Origin of the sequence: Mesorhizobium atlanticum (assembly GCF_003289965.1) — a bacterium.
GTDB classification, from domain to species: Bacteria; Pseudomonadota; Alphaproteobacteria; order Rhizobiales; family Rhizobiaceae; genus Mesorhizobium; species Mesorhizobium atlanticum.
Genome location: NZ_QMBQ01000006.1, coordinates 34,240 through 55,891 on the forward strand (window position 1 = coordinate 34,240; position 21,652 = coordinate 55,891).

At 63.7% G+C, this 21,652-nt stretch carries 20 protein-coding genes; 12 read left to right on the plus strand and 8 right to left on the minus strand.

What is annotated here, in order from left to right:
- Positions 1-14: 14 nt before the first annotated feature.
- On the minus strand, positions 15-353 hold the full coding sequence (locus DPM35_RS20895; RefSeq protein ID WP_018428041.1) for a P-II family nitrogen regulator: 339 nt from the start codon (positions 351-353) through the stop codon (positions 15-17).
- A gap of 347 nt (positions 354-700) precedes the next feature.
- On the opposite strand from DPM35_RS20895, the gene DPM35_RS20900 reads away from it, so the two are divergent.
- On the plus strand, positions 701-2,218 hold the full coding sequence (locus tag DPM35_RS20900; RefSeq protein ID WP_112129431.1) for an NAD(P)H-hydrate dehydratase: 1,518 nt from the start codon (positions 701-703) through the stop codon (positions 2,216-2,218).
- A 118-nt stretch (positions 2,219-2,336) separates the two neighbouring features.
- Here the strand turns inward: DPM35_RS20900 and waaF are convergent, their stop codons facing one another.
- Genes waaF through DPM35_RS20915 form a run of 3 tightly spaced genes read right to left on the minus strand, consistent with a single transcriptional unit; the run spans position 2,337 to position 5,912 of the window.
- Positions 2,337-3,359, minus strand: a complete 1,023-nt coding sequence (gene waaF, locus DPM35_RS20905; protein ID WP_112129160.1) for a lipopolysaccharide heptosyltransferase II — start codon at positions 3,357-3,359, stop codon at positions 2,337-2,339.
- A 59-nt stretch (positions 3,360-3,418) separates the two neighbouring features.
- Positions 3,419-4,360 (minus strand): glycosyltransferase, encoded by a 942-nt coding sequence (locus DPM35_RS20910; RefSeq protein WP_112129161.1) that lies wholly within the window; start codon positions 4,358-4,360, stop codon positions 3,419-3,421.
- A gap of 19 nt (positions 4,361-4,379) precedes the next feature.
- Entirely contained in the window at positions 4,380-5,912 is a 1,533-nt protein-coding gene (locus tag DPM35_RS20915; protein WP_112129162.1) for an acyl-CoA carboxylase subunit beta, read from the minus strand.
- 388 nt (positions 5,913-6,300) lie between these two features.
- Between DPM35_RS20915 and DPM35_RS20920 the strand changes: the two genes are divergently transcribed.
- Positions 6,301-7,758: a DEAD/DEAH box helicase gene (locus DPM35_RS20920; protein ID WP_112129163.1), complete on the plus strand. Its 1,458-nt coding sequence runs from the start codon at positions 6,301-6,303 to the stop codon at positions 7,756-7,758.
- 93 nt (positions 7,759-7,851) lie between these two features.
- Here the strand turns inward: DPM35_RS20920 and DPM35_RS20925 are convergent, their stop codons facing one another.
- Together DPM35_RS20925 and DPM35_RS20930 are read right to left on the minus strand one after the other, a co-directional pair.
- Positions 7,852-8,841, minus strand: coding sequence for an alpha/beta hydrolase (locus DPM35_RS20925; protein WP_112129164.1), 990 nt, complete (start codon positions 8,839-8,841; stop codon positions 7,852-7,854).
- A gap of 83 nt (positions 8,842-8,924) precedes the next feature.
- Positions 8,925-9,773, minus strand: coding sequence for an SDR family NAD(P)-dependent oxidoreductase (locus tag DPM35_RS20930; protein WP_112129165.1), 849 nt, complete (start codon positions 9,771-9,773; stop codon positions 8,925-8,927).
- 191 nt (positions 9,774-9,964) lie between these two features.
- On the opposite strand from DPM35_RS20930, the gene DPM35_RS20935 reads away from it, so the two are divergent.
- The 6 genes from DPM35_RS20935 (at position 9,965) to DPM35_RS20960 (ending at position 14,692) form a co-directional block, all read left to right on the plus strand.
- Positions 9,965-10,999, plus strand: coding sequence for a cysteine synthase A (locus tag DPM35_RS20935; protein ID WP_112129166.1), 1,035 nt, complete (start codon positions 9,965-9,967; stop codon positions 10,997-10,999).
- Positions 10,999-11,742 (plus strand): alanyl-tRNA editing protein, encoded by a 744-nt coding sequence (locus tag DPM35_RS20940; protein WP_112129432.1) that lies wholly within the window; start codon positions 10,999-11,001, stop codon positions 11,740-11,742. Before DPM35_RS20935 ends, DPM35_RS20940 begins: the two co-directional genes overlap by 1 nt.
- Before the next feature lie 91 nt (positions 11,743-11,833).
- Positions 11,834-12,685 carry a 3-mercaptopyruvate sulfurtransferase gene (gene sseA / locus DPM35_RS20945; RefSeq protein ID WP_112129167.1) on the plus strand — a complete coding sequence of 284 codons (852 nt, stop codon included), beginning with the start codon at positions 11,834-11,836 and terminating at the stop codon, positions 12,683-12,685.
- A complete protein-coding gene (locus DPM35_RS20950) occupies positions 12,685-13,248 on the plus strand; it encodes a GNAT family N-acetyltransferase (RefSeq protein WP_112129168.1) in 564 nt (187 codons plus the stop codon). Before sseA ends, DPM35_RS20950 begins: the two co-directional genes overlap by 1 nt.
- 175 nt (positions 13,249-13,423) lie before the next feature.
- Positions 13,424-13,981, plus strand: coding sequence for an OmpA family protein (locus DPM35_RS20955; RefSeq protein ID WP_112129169.1), 558 nt, complete (start codon positions 13,424-13,426; stop codon positions 13,979-13,981).
- 243 nt (positions 13,982-14,224) lie between these two features.
- Positions 14,225-14,692, plus strand: coding sequence for a DUF1203 domain-containing protein (locus DPM35_RS20960; RefSeq protein ID WP_112129170.1), 468 nt, complete (start codon positions 14,225-14,227; stop codon positions 14,690-14,692).
- A 443-nt stretch (positions 14,693-15,135) separates the two neighbouring features.
- On the opposite strand, the gene ald is transcribed toward DPM35_RS20960, so the two are convergent.
- A complete protein-coding gene (ald, locus tag DPM35_RS20965) occupies positions 15,136-16,251 on the minus strand; it encodes an alanine dehydrogenase (protein WP_112129171.1) in 1,116 nt (371 codons plus the stop codon).
- A 215-nt stretch (positions 16,252-16,466) separates the two neighbouring features.
- On the opposite strand from ald, the gene DPM35_RS20970 reads away from it, so the two are divergent.
- Both DPM35_RS20970 and DPM35_RS20975 read left to right on the plus strand, forming a co-directional pair.
- On the plus strand, positions 16,467-16,940 hold the full coding sequence (locus DPM35_RS20970) for an Lrp/AsnC family transcriptional regulator (RefSeq protein WP_040994689.1): 474 nt from the start codon (positions 16,467-16,469) through the stop codon (positions 16,938-16,940).
- 31 nt (positions 16,941-16,971) lie between these two features.
- Positions 16,972-17,322, plus strand: a complete 351-nt coding sequence (locus DPM35_RS20975) for a hypothetical protein (protein ID WP_112129172.1) — start codon at positions 16,972-16,974, stop codon at positions 17,320-17,322.
- Here the strand turns inward: DPM35_RS20975 and DPM35_RS20980 are convergent.
- Positions 17,319-17,978 (minus strand): 5-formyltetrahydrofolate cyclo-ligase, encoded by a 660-nt coding sequence (locus tag DPM35_RS20980; protein ID WP_112129173.1) that lies wholly within the window; start codon positions 17,976-17,978, stop codon positions 17,319-17,321. The genes DPM35_RS20975 and DPM35_RS20980 overlap by 4 nt on opposite strands.
- Positions 17,979-18,152: 174 nt before the next feature.
- On the opposite strand from DPM35_RS20980, the gene DPM35_RS20985 reads away from it, so the two are divergent.
- Both DPM35_RS20985 and DPM35_RS20990 read left to right on the plus strand, forming a co-directional pair.
- A complete protein-coding gene (locus tag DPM35_RS20985) occupies positions 18,153-19,418 on the plus strand; it encodes an NAD(P)/FAD-dependent oxidoreductase (RefSeq protein WP_112129174.1) in 1,266 nt (421 codons plus the stop codon).
- Positions 19,419-19,570: 152 nt separating this feature from the next.
- Positions 19,571-21,559 (plus strand): bifunctional 2',3'-cyclic-nucleotide 2'-phosphodiesterase/3'-nucleotidase, encoded by a 1,989-nt coding sequence (locus DPM35_RS20990; protein ID WP_112129175.1) that lies wholly within the window; start codon positions 19,571-19,573, stop codon positions 21,557-21,559.
- Positions 21,560-21,652 lie beyond the last annotated feature (93 nt).

Genomic DNA, 21,652 nt, shown 5'->3' on the forward strand with positions numbered 1-21,652 from the left:
GAAAGATGGGGACGTCAAATGGCGTCGATACCGGTCTCGCCGGTACGGATGCGCACGACTTCCTCTATGTTGGAAACGAAGATTTTTCCATCGCCGATACGGCCCGTTTGCGCCGCCTTCCGAATGGCCTCGATGGCGCCTTCGACGGCTTCGTCGCCGAGCACCACCTCGATCTTCACCTTGGGCAGGAAGTCGACGACATATTCGGCGCCGCGATAAAGCTCGGTGTGCCCCTTCTGGCGGCCGAAACCCTTGGCCTCGGTGACGGTGATGCCTTGCAGTCCGGCCTCCTGAAGCGCTTCCTTCACTTCGTCCAGCTTGAATGGCTTGATGATCGCTTCGATCTTTTTCATGTAAAAAATGGCCTCCACTGCCAAGAAGACGGGTTGTGTACCCCGCTTGCGCCTCCATCTAGCACGAACCGTGCCAATCCAGGGGAGCGGAGACGGTACAGGGCGTTTTCGATTCCGCATCGCGCCCGGATGCAAATTCGCGTCATCCGCTGCGTCGGATGCGGCATGGACGCCCAAACCCTGTACATCGCCCCTCCTCAATCCTGCACAAAAAAAGGGCAGGAAGCGCAGTTTGCAAGCAGACCCCTTTTGAATGCGACCACATCTCCAAGCAATGCGCCGGCCGCGCTGGTTTGCTTCGAACCGAAAACTGGACAATGCTTGATCGCACGGAGATCGGCAATCCCATGCGCAATGAACTTCTATCGACGGCCGAGATGGCCGAGGCGGACAGACTGACGATCGCGGCCGGATCGCTCGACGGTTACGGATTGATGCAGCGCGCCGGCGAAGCGGTCGCGGCCCTGGTGCTGGCGCGCCACCCGGGCGCCAAGAGGGTCCACATATTGTGCGGCCCCGGCAACAACGGCGGCGACGGTTATGTCGTGGCGCGGCTGTTGGCCGAGGCCGGGGTCGATGTGGCTCTGTGGGCGTCGGGCGAACCACGGGCAGGCGGTGACGCCGCGCTCGCTGCGGCCGCCTGCACCCTGGAGCGGCGCCCGCTGTCGACCCTCACGGCTGAAGCCGGTTCGCTGGTCGTCGATGCGATCTATGGCGCGGGCTTGTCGAAGCCTCTCACCGGCGACGCCAAGGCCGCGGTCGACATCGTGACAGGGATGAACCTGCCGGTCGTCGCGATCGACCTGCCTTCGGGCATTTCCGGCGATAGCGGCGAAGTTCTCGGCTCGGCTTTTCGCGCGGCGCTCACGGTGACCTTCGCCCGAAAAAAGCCCGGGCACCTGCTGCTGCCAGGCCGCGAGCGATGCGGCGAGATCGTGTTGGCCGACATCGGCATTCGCGACGAGATCATCGACCAGATCGCGCCAAGGACCTTCGAGAACCGGCCCGGGCTCTGGATCGCGAACCTTCCCGCGCCGGCCGTGGACGCGCATAAATACAAGCGCGGCCATACGAGCGTCTTCTCGGGCGGACCATCCGCGACCGGTGCGGCTCGGCTGTCGGCGCTGGCGGCGGCAAGAAGCGGGGCGGGGGCCGTCACCGTGCTCTCGCCGGCAAACGCCATGCAGGTCAACGCGGCGCATCTGACCTCCATCATGCTGCGCAAGGTCGACGCGATCGAGGACGTGGATGACCTGATCGGCGATCGCCGGCCGTCCACCTTTGTCCTCGGTCCCGGCTTCGGCATTGGCGACAAGGCGCGCGATTTCACGCTCGCCGTGCTCGCCAAGGACCGCCAGGACGGCGGCGTCGAGGGCCTCGTGCTCGACGCCGACGGCATCACGTCTTTCCGCAATGCGGCCTCGACGCTGTACGAGGCAGCCGGCAGGCCGGACGCGCCGGCGTTGATCATGACGCCGCATGAGGGCGAATTCGGTCGGCTGTTCGCGGACATTGCGGGCAACAAGGCGTTGTCGAAGCTGGCCAAGGCGCGCGAAGCCGCGCAACGCGCCAACGCGGTGATCGTCTACAAGGGCGCCGACAGCGTGATCGCCTCGCCGGACGGCCGCGCGGCGATCAACAGCAATGGCGCGCCGTGGCTCGCCACCGCCGGTTCGGGCGACGTGCTGGCAGGCATCATCGCGGGCTTGCTAGCCCAAGGCATGCCGGCCTTCGAAGCGACTTGCGCCGGGGTCTGGATCCATGCCGAGGCGGGCAGTCGTTTTGGGCCGGGCCTGATAGCCGAAGACCTGCCCCTGGCCATCGTGCCGGTTCTCCGCCAACTGGTGGAGAACACTGTCCGATGAAGCGGCGGAGCTCCTTATAGCGGTGCTGCTCCCGGCTTTTCGCCAACCTATTTCCAGATGCGCGCCGACAACCATGCCGCGCCATGAGCGCTGGCTTTGGCGTGGCATCCCAGCAAGATCAGGCCTTTTGATCGCGGCTCGGCTGCGCCACGACATCGGCTAAAGCCGCGAGCACTCTTTCCTCACTGACACCACGCGTGTCGTGGACCCAACTCGGCGTCGAAATCGGCGGCTCGAGGTACCGGACATGGTCGTTCACTGGCCCGGTCTCATAGGAGCGGTTCGATCCGAAGATAAGCACACATGGTCCGCCCAAGGCCGCGGCCGCATGGCAGAGCCCGCCGTCTACGCCGAGGAAGGCGGTCGAGGCGGCGATCTGGCACATGGCGTCGGTCAGTTGCGGTGTCGAGGTGAAATCCACGGCCTCGGGAAGCGCAACCCTGATCTGCGCGGCAGCCTCGCGCTCACGCGGGCCGCCGATGAGCCAAACCGCCCAGCCGCGGCGGGCGTGATCCTTCGCCACCGAGATGAAACGCTCCGCGGGCCATGAGCGGAAGTTGCTGAAAGCGGACGTGTAGAGCGCCAACGCCGGCCTCGCCGGATCGATCCCATGCCGGGCGCGCCAATCGGAAAGCTCCTCCGCCGAAACCGCCATTTGCGGCGCGGGCAACCGCACGCCATCGCCAGGCTTCTCGCCCAGCATCGCGATCGCGCAGACCTGTTCGTACAATCTCGTCTTGCGCGGGCCGAAAGCCAGAAAACTCTTCGGCCAGCCGGCGGGCAGGCGGTTGATGATGCCGAACTGGAATTCGCGCGGATAGCCGATGCGTTCCGGTATGCCGGCCAGCCACGGCACGAGCGCGGCCTTGGTGCTGCTGGTGAGCATATAGGCCGCCTGGTAGTCCTCCTTGCGGATTTCTCGCGCCAGACCTGCCCGCTCTTTCAGCCCGGGCCTCCAATGTTTCTCGACAATCCACGCCTTGCGGATATGCGGCATCAACCGCGCCAGCGGCGCGGCAAGCGGCGAGGTGGCGACGTCGATCGGATGCCCGGGAAACTTCTCGGCCAGAATCTGGATTGCCGAATGGCAACGGATGAAGTCTCCGATCGCCGGCAAACAGAAGACGAGGATGGGACGCAACGGGCGCTACCTTCAGATCCGGAACAATCGCCACCAATGGCTGATATGAGGGTGATTTGTCACGGAAGCGCTTCGCCATCAAGGATGCGCGCATAGAGTTCCAGATAGGCCTTCGCCGTCTTCTCGATAGGGAACCTGTCAGCTGCCGACTGGCGGCATCGTTGCGCCGACATACCGCCGATCTCGGCAAAACCACGCGCGAACTCCTCGTCGGTCTCGAAGAAACGGCCGGTATCGGCATCGACGGTCTCCACCAGCGCGCCGCGCGGCGTGGTGAGCACGGGTGTGCCGCACAGCATGGCCTCGACCTGCGCCATGCCGAACGGTTCTTCCCAGGAGATTGGGTTGAGGAATGCCTTCGATTCCCCCAGCAGGCGCAATTTGTCCTGGCCATCGACCATGCCGTGAAAGCGGTAGCGGGCGGAAAGGCTCTTGAAGAACACGCCCTCGCGGCGTGTCTTGCTGCGGCCAAGCAGCTTCCAGCGCGAACCGCCGGCGATATCGAGGGTGAAGTCGAATTTTTTGGCAAGGTCCACCGCCCGGTTCAGTCCCTTTCCGGCCCGCGCGATCGCCGCCATGAAAAAGAGGTGATCGTTCTTCGAAGGCGCCAACCGGTAAGCGTCCACCGGAAAGCCGTTATAGACGAAGGTCTTGCGGCCATGCAGTTCGGCATGGCGGGCGCTGAGGAAGTTCCAGTTGGACTGCGGCCGCGGATAGTCCGGAAGATGGCCGTGCTCGGTGTTGAGCGTCGGGAAGGGGACCTCCACCTTCCAGGCGTGCAGGTTGACGATCTGCGTGTCGCGCGGGATCGCCGCCCGGCACTCGGCATCGCTGACCGCATGCCTGACCTCGCACATCGGATGCGACGATCCCGGCGCGGCGATCAGGACGACGTGGTGCCCAAGCTTCACCAGCTCGGTGACCAGCCATTCGACCTGGCGCTGCGTTCCGCCATACCCCTTGGCCGGGATAAGGCTCTGGGCTGCAAGGGTTATGCGCATTTCTTCTCGGCGGGGCTTCTCACAGCGGGATGTTGTCGTGCTTCTTCCAGGGGTTCTGCATGTCCTTGTTGCGCAACATGCGCAGCGCTCGCGCCACCCGGCGCCGCGTCGAATGCGGCATGATCACCTCATCGATATAGCCGCGTTCGGCCGCGACGAAGGGCGACAGGAAGCGATCCTCGTAAACCTTTGTATGGGCTGCAATTTTCTCCGGATCGCCGATGTCCTTGCGGTAGATGATCTCGACGGCGCCCCTGGCGCCCATCACGGCAATCTGCGCCGTCGGCCAGGCATAGTTCATGTCGCCGCGCAGATGCTTCGACGCCATCACGTCATAAGCCCCGCCATAGGCCTTGCGGGTGATGACGGTGATCTTCGGCACGGTCGCTTCGGCATAGGCGAAGAGCAGCTTTGCGCCGTGCTTGATCAGCCCACCATATTCCTGCGCGGTGCCGGGCAGGAAGCCCGGCACGTCGACGAAGGTGACGATCGGAATTGAAAAACAGTCGCAGAAGCGCACGAAGCGCGCTGCCTTGCGGCTGGCATCGGAATCGAGCACGCCGGCCAGCACCATCGGCTGGTTGGCGACGAAGCCCACTGTGCGGCCCTCGACGCGGCCGAAGCCGGTGACGATGTTCCTGGCAAAGCTCTGCTGGATCTCGAAGAAATCGCCTTCGTCGGCAACCTTCAGGATCAGTTCCTTGATGTCATAGGGCTTATTGGCGTTGTCGGGGATCAGCCGGTCGAGCGACAGGTCGTGATCCGTCACCGACTGGTAGCACTCGATTTCGGGAATCTCGGCCGTGTTCGACGCCGGCAAAAGATCGACCAGCCGGCGCATCTGCAAGAGCGCTTCGACATCGTTGTCATAGGCGCCGTCGGCAATCGAGGATTTGGTGGTGTGCACGCTGGCACCGCCGAGGCTTTCGGCGGTCACCGTCTCGTTGGTCACCGTCTTCACCACGTCCGGTCCGGTGACGAACATGTAGGAGGTGTCGCGCACCATGAAGATGAAATCGGTCATGGCCGGCGAGTAGACGTCGCCGCCGGCGCAGGGGCCCATGATCAGCGATATCTGCGGGATGACGCCGGAGGCCAGCACATTGCGCTGAAAGATCTCGGCATAGCCGCCGAGCGCCGCCACACCTTCCTGGATGCGCGCGCCTCCGGCATCATAGAGGCCGATGATCGGCGCGCGATTGCGCAGCGCCATCTCCTGGACCTTGATCACCTTTTCGGCATGAGCCTCCGACAGCGAGCCGCCGAACACGGTGAAATCCTTGGCGAAGATATAGACCGGGCGGCCGTTGACGGTGCCCCAGCCGGTGACGACGCCGTCGCCGGCGATCTTGGTCTTCTCCATGCCGAAATCGGTCGACCGGTGCTCGACATACATGTCGAACTCCTCGAACGAGCCTTCATCGAGAAATATCTCGATACGCTCGCGGGCGGTGAGCTTGCCCTTCTTGTGCTGCGCCTCGATGCGGTCCTTGCCGCCGCCCATGCGGGCAATCTCGCGGCGACGCTCGAGTTCCTTCAGCACGTCTTTCATCGCTGGTCCCCAAAACGGATAAGTGATTTGTGGTAATGGCGAGGGCAGGAGAGCGCAAGCGCCCTCGTTTTGCTGCATTGCAACATGGCCCCTTGCATTTCGGGCCGGACTCGGCCATATGCGGCGTATAGGCGCTTGGGCCGGTTTGTCCGGCTTTCTCCACGAATGAGACTGGTTGCGTCTGTTTTCCCTCTTTCAAGTCGACCCAGGTCGATCGGCAAGACGGCGAAAAAGCCCCGGGGCATGAAGTCCGCGGGCACGACAGCGCAGCCGCGCGGACGTTTCCTGTCCGCCGCCTTGTCGTTTCCTGATGATTGTTTCGACGGCAGGTTGCGCCCTGCCGCCATCGACGTTTGCGGCGATTGCGCCGCTTGAAAGAAGATAGATTTTGACCAACGAAAACACTCCCCCCAACAGCGACGCTGGGGAACTCTCCGGTTTCGCCGCCCTTGGCATTGGCGGCGCACTGCTGAAGGCCACGCTGGCCGCGGGCTTCGCCGAGCCGAAGCCGATCCAGGTGCAGGCAATTCCGCCGCAGCTCGAAGGCCGCGACATATTCGGCATCGCCCAGACCGGTTCGGGCAAGACGGCCGCCTTCGCGCTGCCGATCCTGTCGAAGATTATTGGCCTGGGCACCAAGCGCCGGCCAAAGACGGCGCGCGCGCTGATCCTGGCACCGACGCGCGAGCTCGCCGTGCAGATCGAGGACACCATCAAGCTGCTCGCCAAGGGCGCGCATATCTCGACCGCGCTGGTGCTTGGCGGCGTCTCGCGCTTCAGCCAGGTCAAGAAGATCGCGCCCGGCGTCGACATCCTGATCGCCACGCCTGGACGGTTGACCGATCTGGTGCGTGAAGGCGACCTCATCCTTGCCGACACCAAATGGCTCGTCCTCGACGAGGGCGACCGCATGCTCGACATGGGTTTCATCAACGACGTCAAGCGCATCGCCAAGGCGACGGCGCCGGACCGTCAGACGGCACTGTTCTCGGCCACCATGCCGGACGAGATCGCCGAGCTCGCCAAGGGCCTCCTGAAGAATCCGGTCCGCATCGAGGTCTCGCCGCAGAGCACCACGGCCGCCGAGATCGTGCAGAGCGTGGTGCTTGCCCGCACCAGGCAGAAGCGCCAGGTGCTGTCCAAGATGCTGGCCGACGAGGCGATGCGCACGGTGATCGTGTTCTCGCGCACCAAGCACGGCGCCGATCGTGTCACCAAAGACCTTGTGCGCGACGGTTTTGAAGCCGCCGTCATCCACGGCAACAAGTCGCAGAACGCCCGCCAGAAGGCGCTCAACGATTTCCGCGACGGCTCGGTCCGCATTCTGGTCGCAACCGATATCGCGGCGCGCGGCATCGACGTGCCCGGCATCAGCCATGTCGTGAATTTCGACCTCCCGGATGAAGCGGAAAGCTATGTCCACCGCATCGGCCGTACCGGCCGCAACGGCAGGGACGGCATTGCTATCACGCTTTGCGATCCCTCGGAGAACGCCAAGCTGCGGCAGGTCGAGCGCATCATCCGCATGAAGCTGCCGGTCGTTGCCGATCATCTCGGCAGCCCGGATCCGCAGCGCGACCCCAGGGAAAAGACCGAGCGCCATTTCGAGCCGGCCAATGACCGTGAGCATCATGGCGGCCGCCGCGATGGCCGCCGGCCGGGCAATGGTGGCGGCAACAAGCGTGTCGCCGGCAAGCCTCATGGCGAGCGCGGGCCGAAGCCGCAGGGCGAACGCCCGGCTGCCGCCAAGCCGAATGGCTCGATCAAGCCCGACGGCTTCAAGCGCTTCAAGGGCAACAACAAGCGCCGCTTCGGCGGCAAGCGTCCGGCGAACAGGGCCGCTTGAACCCATCCAGGCGATGCGAAACGGCCGGAGCGATGCTCCGGCCGTTTTCATTTCACCGGCCCCATTTTATTGGCCGATTTCATTGGCTCGATTTCACTGGCTTGCCTGCTGCTGCATCAGCGCCTTCACCCAAACCACGATACGCTCCGTAAGAAAGCGTGTGGTCTGCGGCGACAGAACATCGCCGGCGATCACGTGATTGTCCGGGTCGCCGGTATCGTCGACCGGCACCAACTCGTGCGGACCGCCCCAGCGCCCGGCGATCTCGCGCGTGCGGTCCGGCCGCACCACCTTGTCGGAATCCGAGAAGATGAACAGGGCAGGGATCTTCGCTTTCTCGACCGGCGCGGCATAGGCTAGCTCGGTGAGCGCGGCCATCGGCAGCACCGCTTTCATCGGGTATCTGGTGGTCCAGAATTTTTCGTGGAGCGCGTTGCGCGCCGGGAAACTGCGTTCCTTGCCGCCGACAAGCTCGGCGAGTTGCCCGCCCCAAGGCATGGTCAGCAACTCCGCGCCGGAGGCCTTGACGCCGAAATTCGGCGAGATGAACGCGATTGCCGCGACACCGTCCGAAGCGCCTGGCTGCGTCGCTGCCCATGCTGCCAGCGAGCCGCCGGTCGACGTCCCGATGACGATCACCTTGTCGCCGATTTCGCGGCCGATGGCCAAAGCCTCCTCATAGTCGTTGATCCAGGCATTGACGCTGCCTTGCGCCATGGCCGCGCCATCCTGACCGTGACCGGTCAGCCGCGTGTAGAAGAGGTTGGCGCCCAGTTCATCCGCAATGTCGTCCGGCAAGGGGCGGACCTCGCCCTTCGAGGCGGAAAAGCCATGGATGTAGACGATGGCCAAAGGCGTCTTGGCGTGGACCATCGGGTTCGCCCAGATGATCTCCTTGTCGAGCCCGTCGCGGATGTTGGGCACGGAAGCTTCTTCCCGCGCCAGATAGGCTTGCGGATCGTCGCCGATCACCGACGGATTGAACTTGATCGTGGTATCGACCGGCACGCGGGGGCCGAGGAAGAAGCCGGCGACCAGGATGACTGCAAGGCCAAGCACCGCCAGCACGATCCGCCGCCCCATTACAGTCTCCAAGCAATGATTCTCAACCTATGGCCGTCCCCGCCGGCAGGCAATCGCCGTTTCGCCGGCTTATGTCGCGGCGCTTATGCCGCCTTGTCGCGGGATGGGTCTTCTTTGCCCGCCGGCCTGCGATCGAAATGCAGTGGCCGCCCCCACCAGTGGGTGGTGAGTCCGATGACGAAGCGGCCGAGCGGCCGCGGCAGCAGGCCGAGCAACTTCAGCGGCCAGCTGATGTGATAGGGAAAGGTGACTTCGAAGGCGCCTTTCTTGATGCCGCGCGCCATGCGGCGCGAGGCGCGATGCACAGGCATGAGACCCGGCATCGGCAGCTTGTTCTTTTCGGTCAGCGGCGTGTCGACGAAGCCCGGATTGATAACCTGGACGCGGATGTTCATCTTGTCGAAGTCGTATTTCAGCGACTCCGCCAGGATGTTGATCGCGGCCTTGGTGCCGCCATAGGCTGCCGTCGTCGGCCAGCCGGAATAGGCGGTGACCGATCCGACAAGAACGACATGGCCGCGTCCGCGCACGCGCATATGCTCGACGACAGGCACCACGCCGTTGACGATGCCGAAATAGTTCACGGCGAAGGAACGATGGAAATCGCGCACCACCAGATTCTCGCCGGGGGTGGCGATGTAGTTGCCGGCGTTGAAGACGGCAAGCACGATCGGGCCCATCTGCTCCTCGATCGCGGCGGCCGTGCGCGCCATGCCGTGCTCGTCGGTGACGTCGCAGGGAAAGGACCTCACATGCCCCGACATTTGCGCGGTTTCGACGATCAGCGTGTCAACCGGATCTTCCGGCAGCGACGTCACCGCTACGGCATAGCCTTGATTGGCGAGATCCTTGGCCAGCGCGCGACCAAGGCCGCTCCCGCCGCCCGTGATCCAGGCGACACCGTCTTTCGGATTGGCCCGGTAGAGTGTCATGGGGTGTCCTGCGGATGTTCCGGTTTGCTCTAGCGGCGGAGAAATCGGTTGAAAAGAGCGGTTTTGCACCTGGCACTGAAATGATCGCAAGCGTTGCACCATCCGGTATGCGACTGGACCAGGCAAAATCTTGCCTTGAAACCGCGGCGTCCGGTTTTTAGGGTCTCGCCGCACACACAAAGGAATCCCTCATGCCCCGTTCTGTGATCGAAGCGATCGGCAACACGCCCCTGATCCGGCTCAACAAGGCTTCGGAAGCGACCGGCTGTGAGATCCTCGGCAAGGCCGAGTTCATGAATCCGGGACAATCGGTGAAGGATAGGGCCGGCCTGTTCATCATCCGCGATGCCGAACAGCGCGGGCTGCTCAAGCCCGGCGGGCTCATCGTCGAAGGCACCGCCGGCAACACCGGCATCGGCTTGACGTTGGTTGCCAAGGCGCTCGGCTACCGCACCGTGATCGTCATCCCCGACACGCAGAGCCAGGAAAAGAAGGACACGATCAAGATCCTGGGCGCGGAGCTCATCGAAGTGCCGGCCGTGCCCTACAAGAACTCCAACAATTACATAAAATTGTCCGGCCGCCTTGCCGAGCAACTGGCGCGCTCGGAGCCGAACGGCGCAATCTGGGCCAACCAGTTCGACAATGTCGCCAACCGCGACGGTCATATCCGCACGACAGCCCAGGAGATCTGGGCTCAAACCGGCGGCAAGGTCGATGGCTTCGTTTCGGCCGTAGGCTCCGGCGGCACGCTCGCCGGCGTCGCGCTCGGGCTCAAGGGCAAGAACAAGGACGTCAAGATCGCGCTCGCCGATCCGCTGGGCGCCGCGCTCTACAGTTTCTACACCAGCGGCGAGTTGAGATCCGACGGCAACTCGATCACCGAAGGTATCGGGCAGGGCCGCATCACCGCCAACCTGGAAGGCTTCAGGCCGGACTTCTCCTACCAGATCCCGGACGAGGAAGCGTTGCCGATCATCTTCGATCTGATCCAGGAAGAGGGCCTCTGTGTCGGCGGCTCGACCGGCATCAACATCGCCGGCGCCATCCGGCTGGCGCGCGATCTCGGACCGGGCCACACCATCGTGACGATCCTTGCCGACTACGGCACGCGCTACCAGTCCAAGCTCTTCAATCCAGAATTCCTTCGCGGCAAGAATCTTCCGGTGCCGGGCTGGATGGAAGAGAAGGCCGACATTTCCGTGCCGTTCGAAAAGGTAGCATGATGGCCCGCAAGACCGAGGCGCTGTTTCGCGACGACGCCTATCAGACGACGGCCGAGGCCGAGGTCGTCGCCATCAACGATCGCGGCGGCATCCTTCTCGACCGCACGATCTTCTACGCCACGTCGGGTGGACAGCCGGGCGATACCGGCATGCTCGAACGAGCGGACGGCGGCCGCATCGCGATCGCCGCCACCATCACCGGGGAGACCAAGGACGAGATCATCCACGTGCCGGCGCCGGAGCAGCTGCTCCCCGCTGTCGGCGAAAGGCTGAAGCTCTCGATCGACTGGGAGCGTCGGCACCTTCTGATGCGCATGCATACCGCCTGCCACCTGCTGACGGTCGTTTGCCCGTTTCCGATCACCGGTGCGGCGGTCGCTGAGGACGACAGCCGTGTCGACTTCGATATCCCCGACACCGGCTTCACCAAGGAAGATGTGACGGCCCGGCTGATGGAGCTGGTGCGCGCCGACCATCCGATCTTCACCCGGTTGATCACCGACGACGAGCTTGCCGCCAATCCCGGCCTGGTCAAATCGAAGAACGTCCGCCCGCCGGTCGGCACAGGCCAAATCCGCCTGGTCTGCATCGGCGAGAACGGCTCGGTCGACAGCCAGCCCTGCGGTGGAACGCATGTGAAGTCGACCGGCGAGGTCGGCGAGATCCATATCGGCAAGATCGAAAAGAAGGGCCGCGAGAACCGGCGCTTCCGCATCCGCTTCGGGCCAATGCCGGCGAATTGATGCTCGAAGTGATGAAGCATGATGTCGCCCGAAAGCCGCTTCACACTTTTCCGCATCATGCACTAAACCGAGGCGGGCCAGGGAGAACAAAATGGCGCAGGACAGTCCTTTCATCGTCGACGCCGACTGGCTGGAGAATGAGCTTGGCGAGCCCGGCCTCACCATCATCGACGCCTCCTGGTATCTGCCGGCGCAAAAGCGAGACGCCCGCGCCGAATACGATGCCGCGCACATTCCCGGCGCGCGCTTCCTCGACCAGGATGCGGTTTCCGATCCGGATTCCAAATTGCCGCACACCTTGGCCTCGCCGCAGCACTTTGCCCAGTATGTCGGCGCTATGGGCGTTACGGCCGATGACACAATCGTCGTCTATGACGGGCCTGGCCTGTTCTCGGCGCCGCGCGCCTGGTGGATGTTCCGGGTCATGGGCGTTTTCCAGGTCTACATTCTGAACGGTGGCTTCGACCGCTGGAAGGCCGAAGGGCGGCCAGTGACTTCCGAGCCGACCAAGATCGCGCCGAGTGTCTTCCATGCCAATTTCGACGCGGACCGTGTCGTCGGCCTCGACGAGATGCGCAGGATCGTCGCCAGCCAAGAGAGCCAGATCGCTGACGCGCGCTCGGCCGGCCGTTTCGCCGGAACCGATCCGGAGCCGCGCCCAGGCGTCCGTTCGGGCCATATGCCGGGCGCGAGCAATGTCCCGATCACGGCGCTTGCCGAGAATGGCGAGCTGCTGCCCAAGGACCGCTTGCGCAAGGTGATCGAGGATGCCGGCATCGATTTGTCGAAGCCGGTCGTCACGTCGTGCGGCTCGGGTATCACGGCGGCGGCGATCACGCTGGCGCTGGAGACGCTTGGCCACACCGACAACCGGCTTTACGACGGATCCTGGACGGAATGGGGCGGTCTCAGCGACACGCCGGTGGTGACGGGGAAAGAATGATGGAAAACGGCGTGCCGAAAGATATCGACGTCACGGTCACGTTCCTGGAGATGCACGCGGCGCCGGCGGTTTCGCCGCCGATCCCCTACAACCGCCAGATCGCGCTGCTGAAGACCAAGGACATCCCGCTCCATTTCTACCGCTATTTGATAGATCGCGTCGGGCGCAAATGGCACTGGGTCAATGTGCTGAGGATGAGCGACGAGGAGCTTGCCGCCGGCCTGCACCGCGAGGACCGCGACGTCAGGGTGCTCTATCTCGACGGCGCTCCTGCCGGCTTCTTCGACCTCAAGCCGCATCTGCCGGACGAAGTGGAGCTCGCCTATTTCGGCATGATGGAACATGCGCACGGCCAGGGCCTCGGTCGCTGGTTCCTCGGCGCGGCGATCTCGGCGGCCTGGGCATATGGGCCAAAGTTCGTTTCCGTGCAGACCTGCACGCTCGACCACCCGGCGGCTCTGCCGCTGTACCAGAAACTCGGCTTCACGCCTGTAGCGCAGAAGAAGGAAGTCGTGCACCCGCTGACCTTCGCCGAGCGTTCGGCCAGCGTCATGCGAGGCTAGAGCGTTTCACCGTTTCACGGAACGGCGAGCCGCTTTTTGAAGCAATTCCGGACAGAGAACCGCTCACACTTTTCCCGGAATTGCCGTGGGGCCTGAACATTCCGTTCATCGCCGCTTCAGACTGTCTTCGCCATTGTCCGGCCGCATTACGAGGCCGAGCTTGTAGGAGAAAGACATGTTGACCCGACGTACATTTGCCATGGCCATGATTGCGGCAGTTGCCATGCCGAGCCTGGCATCGGCGCAGGCGACCACGCCTTCGGCCGCGACCATCGAGCGGCAGCTCGACGCCGCGCCCAGGAAGAAGCTGCGCCCCAATGAACGTGTCACCATTCGCGAGTTCAAGCGCCGGCCGGATCTGCGGCGCATGGCGCGTTCGATCGACATCCAGTCAATCAATTTCGAGTTCGGCTCGGCCGCCATTGCCCCCTCGCAATATGGCAAGGTCGAGATCATCGCCGACGCGCTCCATCGCATCCTGCGACGAGACCGTGGCGCCCGCATCCTGATCGAGGGCCACACCGACGCCGTGGGTTCTTTCGAATCGAACCAGGTCCTGTCCGAGCGCCGGGCCGCCTCCCTGAAGCGCACCCTGGTAGGCGAGTTCGGCGTGCCCTCGTTCGCGCTGGAAACCGTCGGCTATGGCGAGGAGTTCCTGCTCGTGCCGACCCAGCAGGAGAACTGGCGCAACCGCCGCGTGACGCTGCGCCGCTTCGACGATTTCGTGCGGTAACGCTCAGCCCGACAATGCCGATAGTCGAGGGCCCGGTTGTGCAATGCAGCCGGGCTCTTCATATGGGCGCCACTAGAGCAATTCCAGGAAAAGTGTGAGCGGTTTCCGTCCGGAATTGCGTCAAAACAAAGAGTTAGAGTGGTTCGCCGTTTCCGTGAGATGGTGAAACGCTCTCGTCAGGAATCGGGTGGGAGGCACTGCCGCCAAGGCATAGTTTCCGGACATCGACAGCGGAGATTTGCCATGAGCATCCAGTTCAAAGCCTTGCCGACCGAAGCCGTGCGCGCCTTGCAGCGGGGAGGGCCCGATGCCTATGGCCTCACCCCGGAACTCCGGATCTCCGACGGCGACGGCGTGCCCTGCAGGCACTGCATGAAGAACGTCGGAGCCGGCGACGGCTACCTGATCGTGGCCTACAGGCCGTTCCCGCAATTGCAACCCTATGCCGAAACCGGCCCGATCTTCCTGCACGCCGAGGAATGCGAACGCGCCGCCGACGGGGATGCGCTGCCGGAAATGCTCGCAAGCAGCGACTATATCGTGAGGGGCTATGGCGAAGACGATCGCATCGTCTATGGCAGCGGCGCGGTCACGCCGACGGACGACATCCCCGCTCGCGCGACAACCCTGCTTGAGCGCGACGACATCGCGTACATCCATGTCCGCTCGGCCCGGAACAATTGCTATCAATGCCGCATCGAGCGGGCCTGATCCCAAATACGGCATGACCCCAAAAAAGAAGCCCGCCGATGGTCGGGCGGGCCGTTGGAGGGTCTGACAGAAGCTGTCGGCAAGTACTGTCCGGGCCGGGATTGTCCGAACCCGGCAAGCAGCACAAACCGCCAGTAGCACTGCGTGTCTAGGCATCTTTCCCGCCGGACGAATGTGAAGCATTTCACATGGGGAAGCATAACGGCCGAAAGACAGGTTCGAGGCCGGTCAAGACTGTCGTATTCTCGTCGTACTAATGCGCTAAGAAGCAATGGTTGATGATCAGTCGACCGCGGATGGACCGGCGGCGGATCGCAACATCGAGGAAGCGGGGCTTTTGCTCCGCTTTTTTGTTGCCCGGATTTCTCGACGAATACGCTCGCGCGCAAAGAAAAGCCCGCCGGAATGACCGGCGGGCGACTGGATGAAGCTATGCGAGCCCGTCAGGCGGCAAGCACCGCCTTCGGCTCGACCATCTCATAGCCGAGCGCCTCGGCGACGGCGCGGTTGGTGATCTTGCCCTTATGGACGTTGAGGCCGTTGCGCAGGTGATGGTCGTCGACCAGCGCCTTGAGGCCCTTGTCGGCGAGCTGCAGGCCGTAGTGCAGTGTCGCGTTGTTGAGCGCGTGCGCCGAAGTGACCGGCACGGCGCCGGGCATGTTGGCGACGCAATAGTGAATCACGCCGTCGACCTCGTAGGTCGGATCGGCATGGGTCGTGGCATGCGAGGTCTCGAAGCAGCCGCCCTGGTCGATCGCGACATCGACCAGCACCGAGCCCTTCTTCATGCCCGAAAGCATCTCACGGGTGACGAGCTTGGGCGCCGCCGCGCCCGGGATCAGCACCGCGCCGATGACGACATCGGCCGAGAAGCATTCTTCTTCCAGCGCCTCGACGGTCGAGTAACGGGTGTGGACGCGGCCGCCAAAAATGTCGTCGAGCTGGCGCAGGCGTGGGATCGAGCGGTCGATGATGGTGACATCGGCGCCGAGGCCGGCCGCCATCTTGGCCGCATGCAGGCCGACGACGCCGCCGCCGAGCACGGTGACCTTGCCGGGCAGCACGCCGGGCACGCCGCCAAGCAACACGCCGCGACCGCCATTGGCCTTCTGCAGCGCCGTCGCGCCGGCCTGGATCGACAGGCGGCCGGCGACTTCCGACATCGGCGCCAGCAGCGGCAGGCCGCCGCGATCGTCGGTCACGGTCTCATAGGCAACGGCAGTGACGCCCGAAGCGAGAAGACCCTTGGTCTGCTCCGGATCCGGAGCAAGGTGCAGGTAGGTGTAGAGGATCTGGCCGTCGCGCAGTTGCACCCATTCATTGGGCTGCGGCTCCTTGACCTTGACGATCATGTCCGACTTGGCGAATACGTCGGCCGCCGTCTTGGCGATAGTCGCCCCGGCGGCGCGATAGGCATTGTCGTCGGCGCCGATGCCGGCGCCGGCGCCAGTCTCGACCAGCACTTCGTGGCCATGCGCGACATATTCGCGGACCGAGCCGGGCGTCAGGCCGACGCGATATTCATGGTTCTTGATTTCCCTGGGGCAGCCGACACGCATCTTTCTTCTCCTGTCCGCGCCCTTTCAAGGGGCGCTCTCCCTGTCATTGGTGCATGCCATCAGCTCCGGAACGCCGCGCGATTTTGGAGGCGACACGCAATAATGGCAGTCAATCACGAATCGTTCCGTATGTGTTTGCGAATGCACTTGCGGCAAGGACCGCTCTTCGATAATCGTTGCGCAAAATAGCCGGAAATTCGCAGGAACAACGAAAAATGCCGCTCGACAGGATTGATATCGCCATTCTGGAGACTTTGCAGAAGGATGGCCGGATACCCAATGCGGCGCTTGCCGAGAAGGTCGGCCTTTCGCAATCGGCCTGCTCGCGCAGGCTCGACAATCTCGAGAAGTCCGGAACCATCCGCGGCTATCACGCGCGGCTTTCCAACAGCGCGCTCGGCCACCAGATGACGGCGATCGTGCACATATCGCTGTCGGGGCAATTCGAAAAGACGTTGTCGGATTTCGAGGCGGCTATCAAGCGCTGCCCGAACGTGCTCTCCTGCCATCTGATGTCGGGCGAATACGACTACATCCTGCGCATCGCGGCGAAAGATCTCGTCGACTATGAGCGCATCCACAAGGAGTGGCTGTCGGCCATGCCGCATGTGACGAAGATCAACTCGTCCTTTGCGCTGCGTGAGATCGTCGATCGCACGGCGGTCGGACTGCGGCCGGAAATGGCTTAGGGACTCATAACCAGCAGGAGGCAGCGGCGATATGACAGAAAGAATCACCTTGCCCGAACCGTTGCCGGCAACCGCCGTCGTCCGCGTCTCGCGCGCCAGCTACGACCCGAGCCGCTTCGCGGAAGTCGATGCCGCGAGCAAGAAGACCTCGCAGTACATAATCCCGGCTATCAGACGGCTGCCCGGACTCCTTCACTTTTATGCCGGCGTCTCGCCTAAGGGCTCGATCGTGCAGGTCAGTGTCTGGGACACCGAGGAGCATGCGGCGCAGCTCGACACGCTGAAGGAGATGGTCGTCGACGGTCGCAGGGACATGGAGGCGGTCGGCGTGACCTTCACCCCGATTTTCAACTATCCGATCGACTGGACCTGGACCGTCTAGGCAGTCGCGGCCTCCGTCACCACAGTCGTCATCGGAATGTCGTGCGGCTGCGGGTAGATGGTGGGGATGCGCTGCAATTCGTAGCCGACGCCGATCACCAGCGGCCTGAAGGGCATGGCCGCCAGCGTGCGGTCGTAGAACCCGCCGCCATAGCCTAGCCGATACTTGCCTGGGTCGATGCCGACGATCGGCGAAATCACGATGTCGGGCAGGACGGGATCGCCCTCGGCCGGAATCGGAATGTTCCAGACGCCTTTTTCCAGCCGGTCGCCCGGCTTGTAGGCGCGAAACACCAGCGGCCGACCCTTCTCGATGACGACAGGCAGCGCGGTCCGACCGCCGCGCTCGTTGATCGAGGCCAGCCAGCCACGCAGATCCGGCTCGCCGCGAAACGGCCAGTAGAGGCTGACCATCCGGCCTTCTATGTCGCCGATCAGCGCGTCAAGGCCGTCCGCGATGCGCGCCGACATTGCGGAGCGAACGTCGGCCGAAACGGCAAGGCGGGCATTGATCAGCCGCTCGCGCTCGGCCTTGCGCCATCGCCTGACATCCGTCCAGTCGGAGAGCGGCTCGCGGTATTCCGGGTCGAGTTCGTGCAGGAAGCAGGGCGGCGAGGCGTATTGCGCCGGTCCTTCATCGTCGCGGTCGTCAGCCATGATAGGCTCCTGTCGTGGTGCCTAACGCTATACCCGCGGGAGTGCGCGTTACATGTGCAATCACGACGCCGCGCGACGACTCTGGGGCATGTTTCCCAGCCGGCAAGATGTTGTTGCAGCGCACAAAATACCTACATCTCTATGTGGTAGTTTTACGCCGCGAGGCAGATCGGAATGAGCGAAGCCAGGCATCATGTCGTCGTCGTCGGCGCCGGGTTCGGCGGGCTCGAACTCACCCGCGCGCTGGCGGGTGCGCCCGTGCGCATCACCATGATCGACAAGCGCAATCACCATCTTTTTCAACCGCTGCTTTACCAGGTGGCGACGACGTCGCTGGCGACTTCGGAGGTGGCCTGGCCGATCCGTCATCTCTTACGCAGGCGCAAGGACGTGACGACGCTTCTCGGCACTGTCACCGGCGTCGACCGCGCCGGTAAACGCGTGCTGCTCGAAGACGGCGGCTCGGTTCCCTACGACACGCTGGTGCTCGCGACCGGCGCGCGCCACGCCTATTTCGGCCATGACGAATGGGAACCCTTCGCGCCGGGCCTGAAGACGCTCGAGGATGCCACCACGATCCGGCGCCGGATCCTGCTCGCTTTCGAGCAGGCCGAGCGCGAAACCGATCCCGCCAGGCGCCAGGCGTTGCTGACGCTGGTCATCGTCGGCGGCGGCCCTACGGGCGTCGAGCTCGCCGGCACCATTGTCGAGCTGGCGCATGACACGCTGCGCGGCGAGTTCCGCAACATCGACACGCGCCAGGCGCGCGTCGTGCTGATCGAGGCCGGCGACCGCATCCTGGCAAATTTCGCGCCGCAACTTTCCGACTACGCCCGCAAGGCGCTGGAACGGCTCGGCGTCACCGTCGAGCTCGGCCGCCCCGTCACCAGGCTCGACGCCGAGGGCGTCGTCTTCGGCGACAAGCAGCTAGCGGCAAGGACCATCATCTGGGCGGCCGGCGTTGCCGCTTCGCCGGCCGCCGAATGGCTCGGGGCGCCGGCCGACCGGGCGGGCAGGGTGCTGGTCGAACCCGATTTGACCGTGCCGGGCAGCCCGGAGATCTTCGTGATCGGCGACACCGCGCATGTGCTGCGACCGGATGGAAAGCCGGTGCCGGGTGTGGCGCCTTCGGCCAAGCAGGAGGGCAAGCATGTCGCCGCGACGATCAAGGCGCGGCTTGCCGGCGACACCGCCACGCGGCCTTTCCACTACCATCATGCCGGCGATCTGGCGACGATCGGCAAACGCGCCGCCGCGATCGATTTCGGCTGGATCAAGCTCACCGGCTGGCTCGCCTGGTGGCTGTGGGGTATCGCGCACATCTATTTCCTGATCGATTTCCGCAACCGCCTGGCGGTCTCGCTTAGCTGGCTATGGATTTATCTCACGGGCCAGCGCAGCGCCCGGCTGATCACGCAGGGTGACGACGACAAGAGCTGACCTCGCCGCACATCAACGCGTCACCCTTTGGTGATCGCGGCGCGTCACCTTGTCGTGATTGAATGTCCTCCGGCGAACATGGACTCAAGACGCCTTCAACGCCATGCTCCGGCTGGGGCAGGGGTTGCAGCATTGTCGAACAGGAGAGCGCGATGTCACGACTGCCGGCCCCTCGTAGTGAATTCTCCCGCCGCGAATTCCTGGCCGGCGTTGCTGCGGGCGGCGCGCTGATCATGCTGCACCCATTCTCCGCCCACGCCGCGACCAACCAGGCGCATCTCAGGATCATGGAGACCACTGACATCCATGTGAATCTTTTGCCCTACGATTACTACGCCGACAAAGCGAACGACACGATGGGCCTGTCCCGAACGGCCTCGCTGATCGACGCGGTGCGCAAGGAGGCCACGAATTCGATGCTGATCGACAATGGCGACCTCCTGCAGGGCAGCCCGATGGGCGACTATGTCGCTTACGAAAGGGGTATGAAGGATGGCGACCTGCATCCAGTCATGAAGGGCATGAACCTGCTCGGTTATGAATGCTCGACGCTCGGCAATCACGAGTTCAACTACGGTCTGTCCTTCCTCGACAAGGTGCTGGCCGGCGCCAATTTCCCCTTCGTCTGCGCGAACCTGATCCGTGGCACCACGCTGGCCAGCAACCCGCGCGACGACAAGCTCTATCTCAAGCCCTATGTGATCCTCGACAGGAAGATCAAAGATGGGGCCAGTGCCGAGCAACCGATCAGGATCGGCGTCATCGGCTTCGTGCCGCCGCAGATCATGGTCTGGGATCTGAAGAACCTCGAAGGCAACGTCCAGACGCGCGACATCGTCGAGGCTGCCAAGGCCTGGGCGCCGCAGATCAGGGAAGAAGGCGCCGACATCGTCATCGCGCTCTCGCATTCCGGCATCGACGTCAAGCAGGGCGACAGGATGGAGAACGCCTCCTTCTTCGTCGCCGGCGTCGACGGCATCGACGCCGTCTTCACCGGTCACCAGCATCTGGTCTTTCCAGGCAAGAAGGATTTCCAGTCGCTCGCAGGCGTGGACACCGAAAAGGGCACGCTGCAAGGCAAGCCGGCGGTCATGGGTGGCTTCTGGGGTTCGCATATGGGCCTGATCGACCTGCTTCTGGAACGCGACGGCTCGAAATGGCGGGTCGTCTCGGCCACCTCCGAGGCGCGGCCGATCTATGAGCGCGTCGACAACAAGAACAAGGCGAAGGTCGGCGACGACAAGCGCATCATCGCCGCGCTCGAGCAGGACCATCAGGCGACGCTTGCCTATGTCCGCCGCCCGGTCGGCAAGACATCGGCGCCGCTCTATTCCTATTTCGCGCTGGTGGCCGACGATCCGTCCGTGCAGATCGTCAACCAGGCGCAGAGCTGGTATCTCAAGGACATATTGAAGAGCACGCAGTGGAAGGGCATGCCGCTGCTGTCGGCGGCAGCCCCCTTCAAGGCCGGCGGCCGCAACGGCGCCGACTACTATACCGACGTCCCCGCGGGCGATATCGCCATCAAGAACGTCGCCGATCTCTATCTCTACCCGAACACGGTCCGTGCCGTCGAAATCACCGGCGCCGAGGTGAGGGAATGGCTGGAGATGTCGGCCGGCATCTTCAACCATATCGAGCCGGGCAAGGCGGACCAGCCGCTCATCAACACCGATTTCCCCTCCTACAATTTCGACGTCATCGATGGCGTCACCTACAGGATCGACCTGTCGCAGCCGCCGAAATACGACGCCAAGGGCGGCGTCGCGAATGCCGGCTCCAACCGTATCGTCGATTTGAAATTCGACGGAAAACCGATTGATCCGGCAGCGAAATTCGTCGTCGCCACCAACAACTACCGTGCCGGCGGCGGTGGCAATTTCCCCGGAATCAATGCTTCGAAGATCATCTACGAGGCGCCCGACACCAACCGCGACGTGATCGTGCGCTATGTCGTCAGCGAGGGCACGATCAATCCTTCCGCCGACGGCAACTGGTCGTTCGTGCCGCTGCCCGGTGCCAGCGTCGTCTTCGAGACGGGACCGAGGGCCAAAGATTTCATCGCCGAGGTCAAGTCCTTGAAGATCGAGCCGGCAGGCGGCGGCGAGGCAGGCTTTGCCAAATATCGCATCACGCTTTGAGCCGTGCCGCCCTTGCCTGTTTGAGCGGCCCGGTTATGGCTGCTGCCGAGGGCTTGGTGACCGGCCCGAAGAAGCGACCGGCTCAAAAAACCG

Bases quoted from the DNA above. Each gene is read 5' to 3' on its own strand.
- DPM35_RS20895 (WP_018428041.1), bottom strand. From the start codon at position 353: ATGAAAAAGATCGAAGCGATCATCAAGCCATTCAAGCTGGACGAAGTG.
- DPM35_RS20900 (WP_112129431.1), top strand. From the start codon at position 701: ATGCGCAATGAACTTCTATCGACGGCCGAGATGGCCGAGGCGGACAGA.
- DPM35_RS20910 (WP_112129161.1), bottom strand. From the start codon at position 4,360: ATGCGCATAACCCTTGCAGCCCAGAGCCTTATCCCGGCCAAGGGGTAT.
- DPM35_RS20915 (WP_112129162.1), bottom strand. From the start codon at position 5,912: ATGAAAGACGTGCTGAAGGAACTCGAGCGTCGCCGCGAGATTGCCCGC.
- DPM35_RS20925 (WP_112129164.1), bottom strand. From the start codon at position 8,841: ATGGGGCGGCGGATCGTGCTGGCGGTGCTTGGCCTTGCAGTCATCCTG.
- DPM35_RS20930 (WP_112129165.1), bottom strand. From the start codon at position 9,773: ATGACACTCTACCGGGCCAATCCGAAAGACGGTGTCGCCTGGATCACG.
- DPM35_RS20935 (WP_112129166.1), top strand. From the start codon at position 9,965: ATGCCCCGTTCTGTGATCGAAGCGATCGGCAACACGCCCCTGATCCGG.
- DPM35_RS20940 (WP_112129432.1), top strand. From the start codon at position 10,999: ATGGCCCGCAAGACCGAGGCGCTGTTTCGCGACGACGCCTATCAGACG.
- sseA (WP_112129167.1), top strand. From the start codon at position 11,834: ATGGCGCAGGACAGTCCTTTCATCGTCGACGCCGACTGGCTGGAGAAT.
- DPM35_RS20950 (WP_112129168.1), top strand. From the start codon at position 12,685: ATGGAAAACGGCGTGCCGAAAGATATCGACGTCACGGTCACGTTCCTG.
- DPM35_RS20955 (WP_112129169.1), top strand. From the start codon at position 13,424: ATGTTGACCCGACGTACATTTGCCATGGCCATGATTGCGGCAGTTGCC.
- DPM35_RS20960 (WP_112129170.1), top strand. From the start codon at position 14,225: ATGAGCATCCAGTTCAAAGCCTTGCCGACCGAAGCCGTGCGCGCCTTG.
- ald (WP_112129171.1), bottom strand. From the start codon at position 16,251: ATGCGTGTCGGCTGCCCCAGGGAAATCAAGAACCATGAATATCGCGTC.
- DPM35_RS20970 (WP_040994689.1), top strand. From the start codon at position 16,467: ATGCCGCTCGACAGGATTGATATCGCCATTCTGGAGACTTTGCAGAAG.
- DPM35_RS20975 (WP_112129172.1), top strand. From the start codon at position 16,972: ATGACAGAAAGAATCACCTTGCCCGAACCGTTGCCGGCAACCGCCGTC.
- DPM35_RS20980 (WP_112129173.1), bottom strand. From the start codon at position 17,978: ATGGCTGACGACCGCGACGATGAAGGACCGGCGCAATACGCCTCGCCG.
- DPM35_RS20985 (WP_112129174.1), top strand. From the start codon at position 18,153: ATGAGCGAAGCCAGGCATCATGTCGTCGTCGTCGGCGCCGGGTTCGGC.
- DPM35_RS20990 (WP_112129175.1), top strand. From the start codon at position 19,571: ATGTCACGACTGCCGGCCCCTCGTAGTGAATTCTCCCGCCGCGAATTC.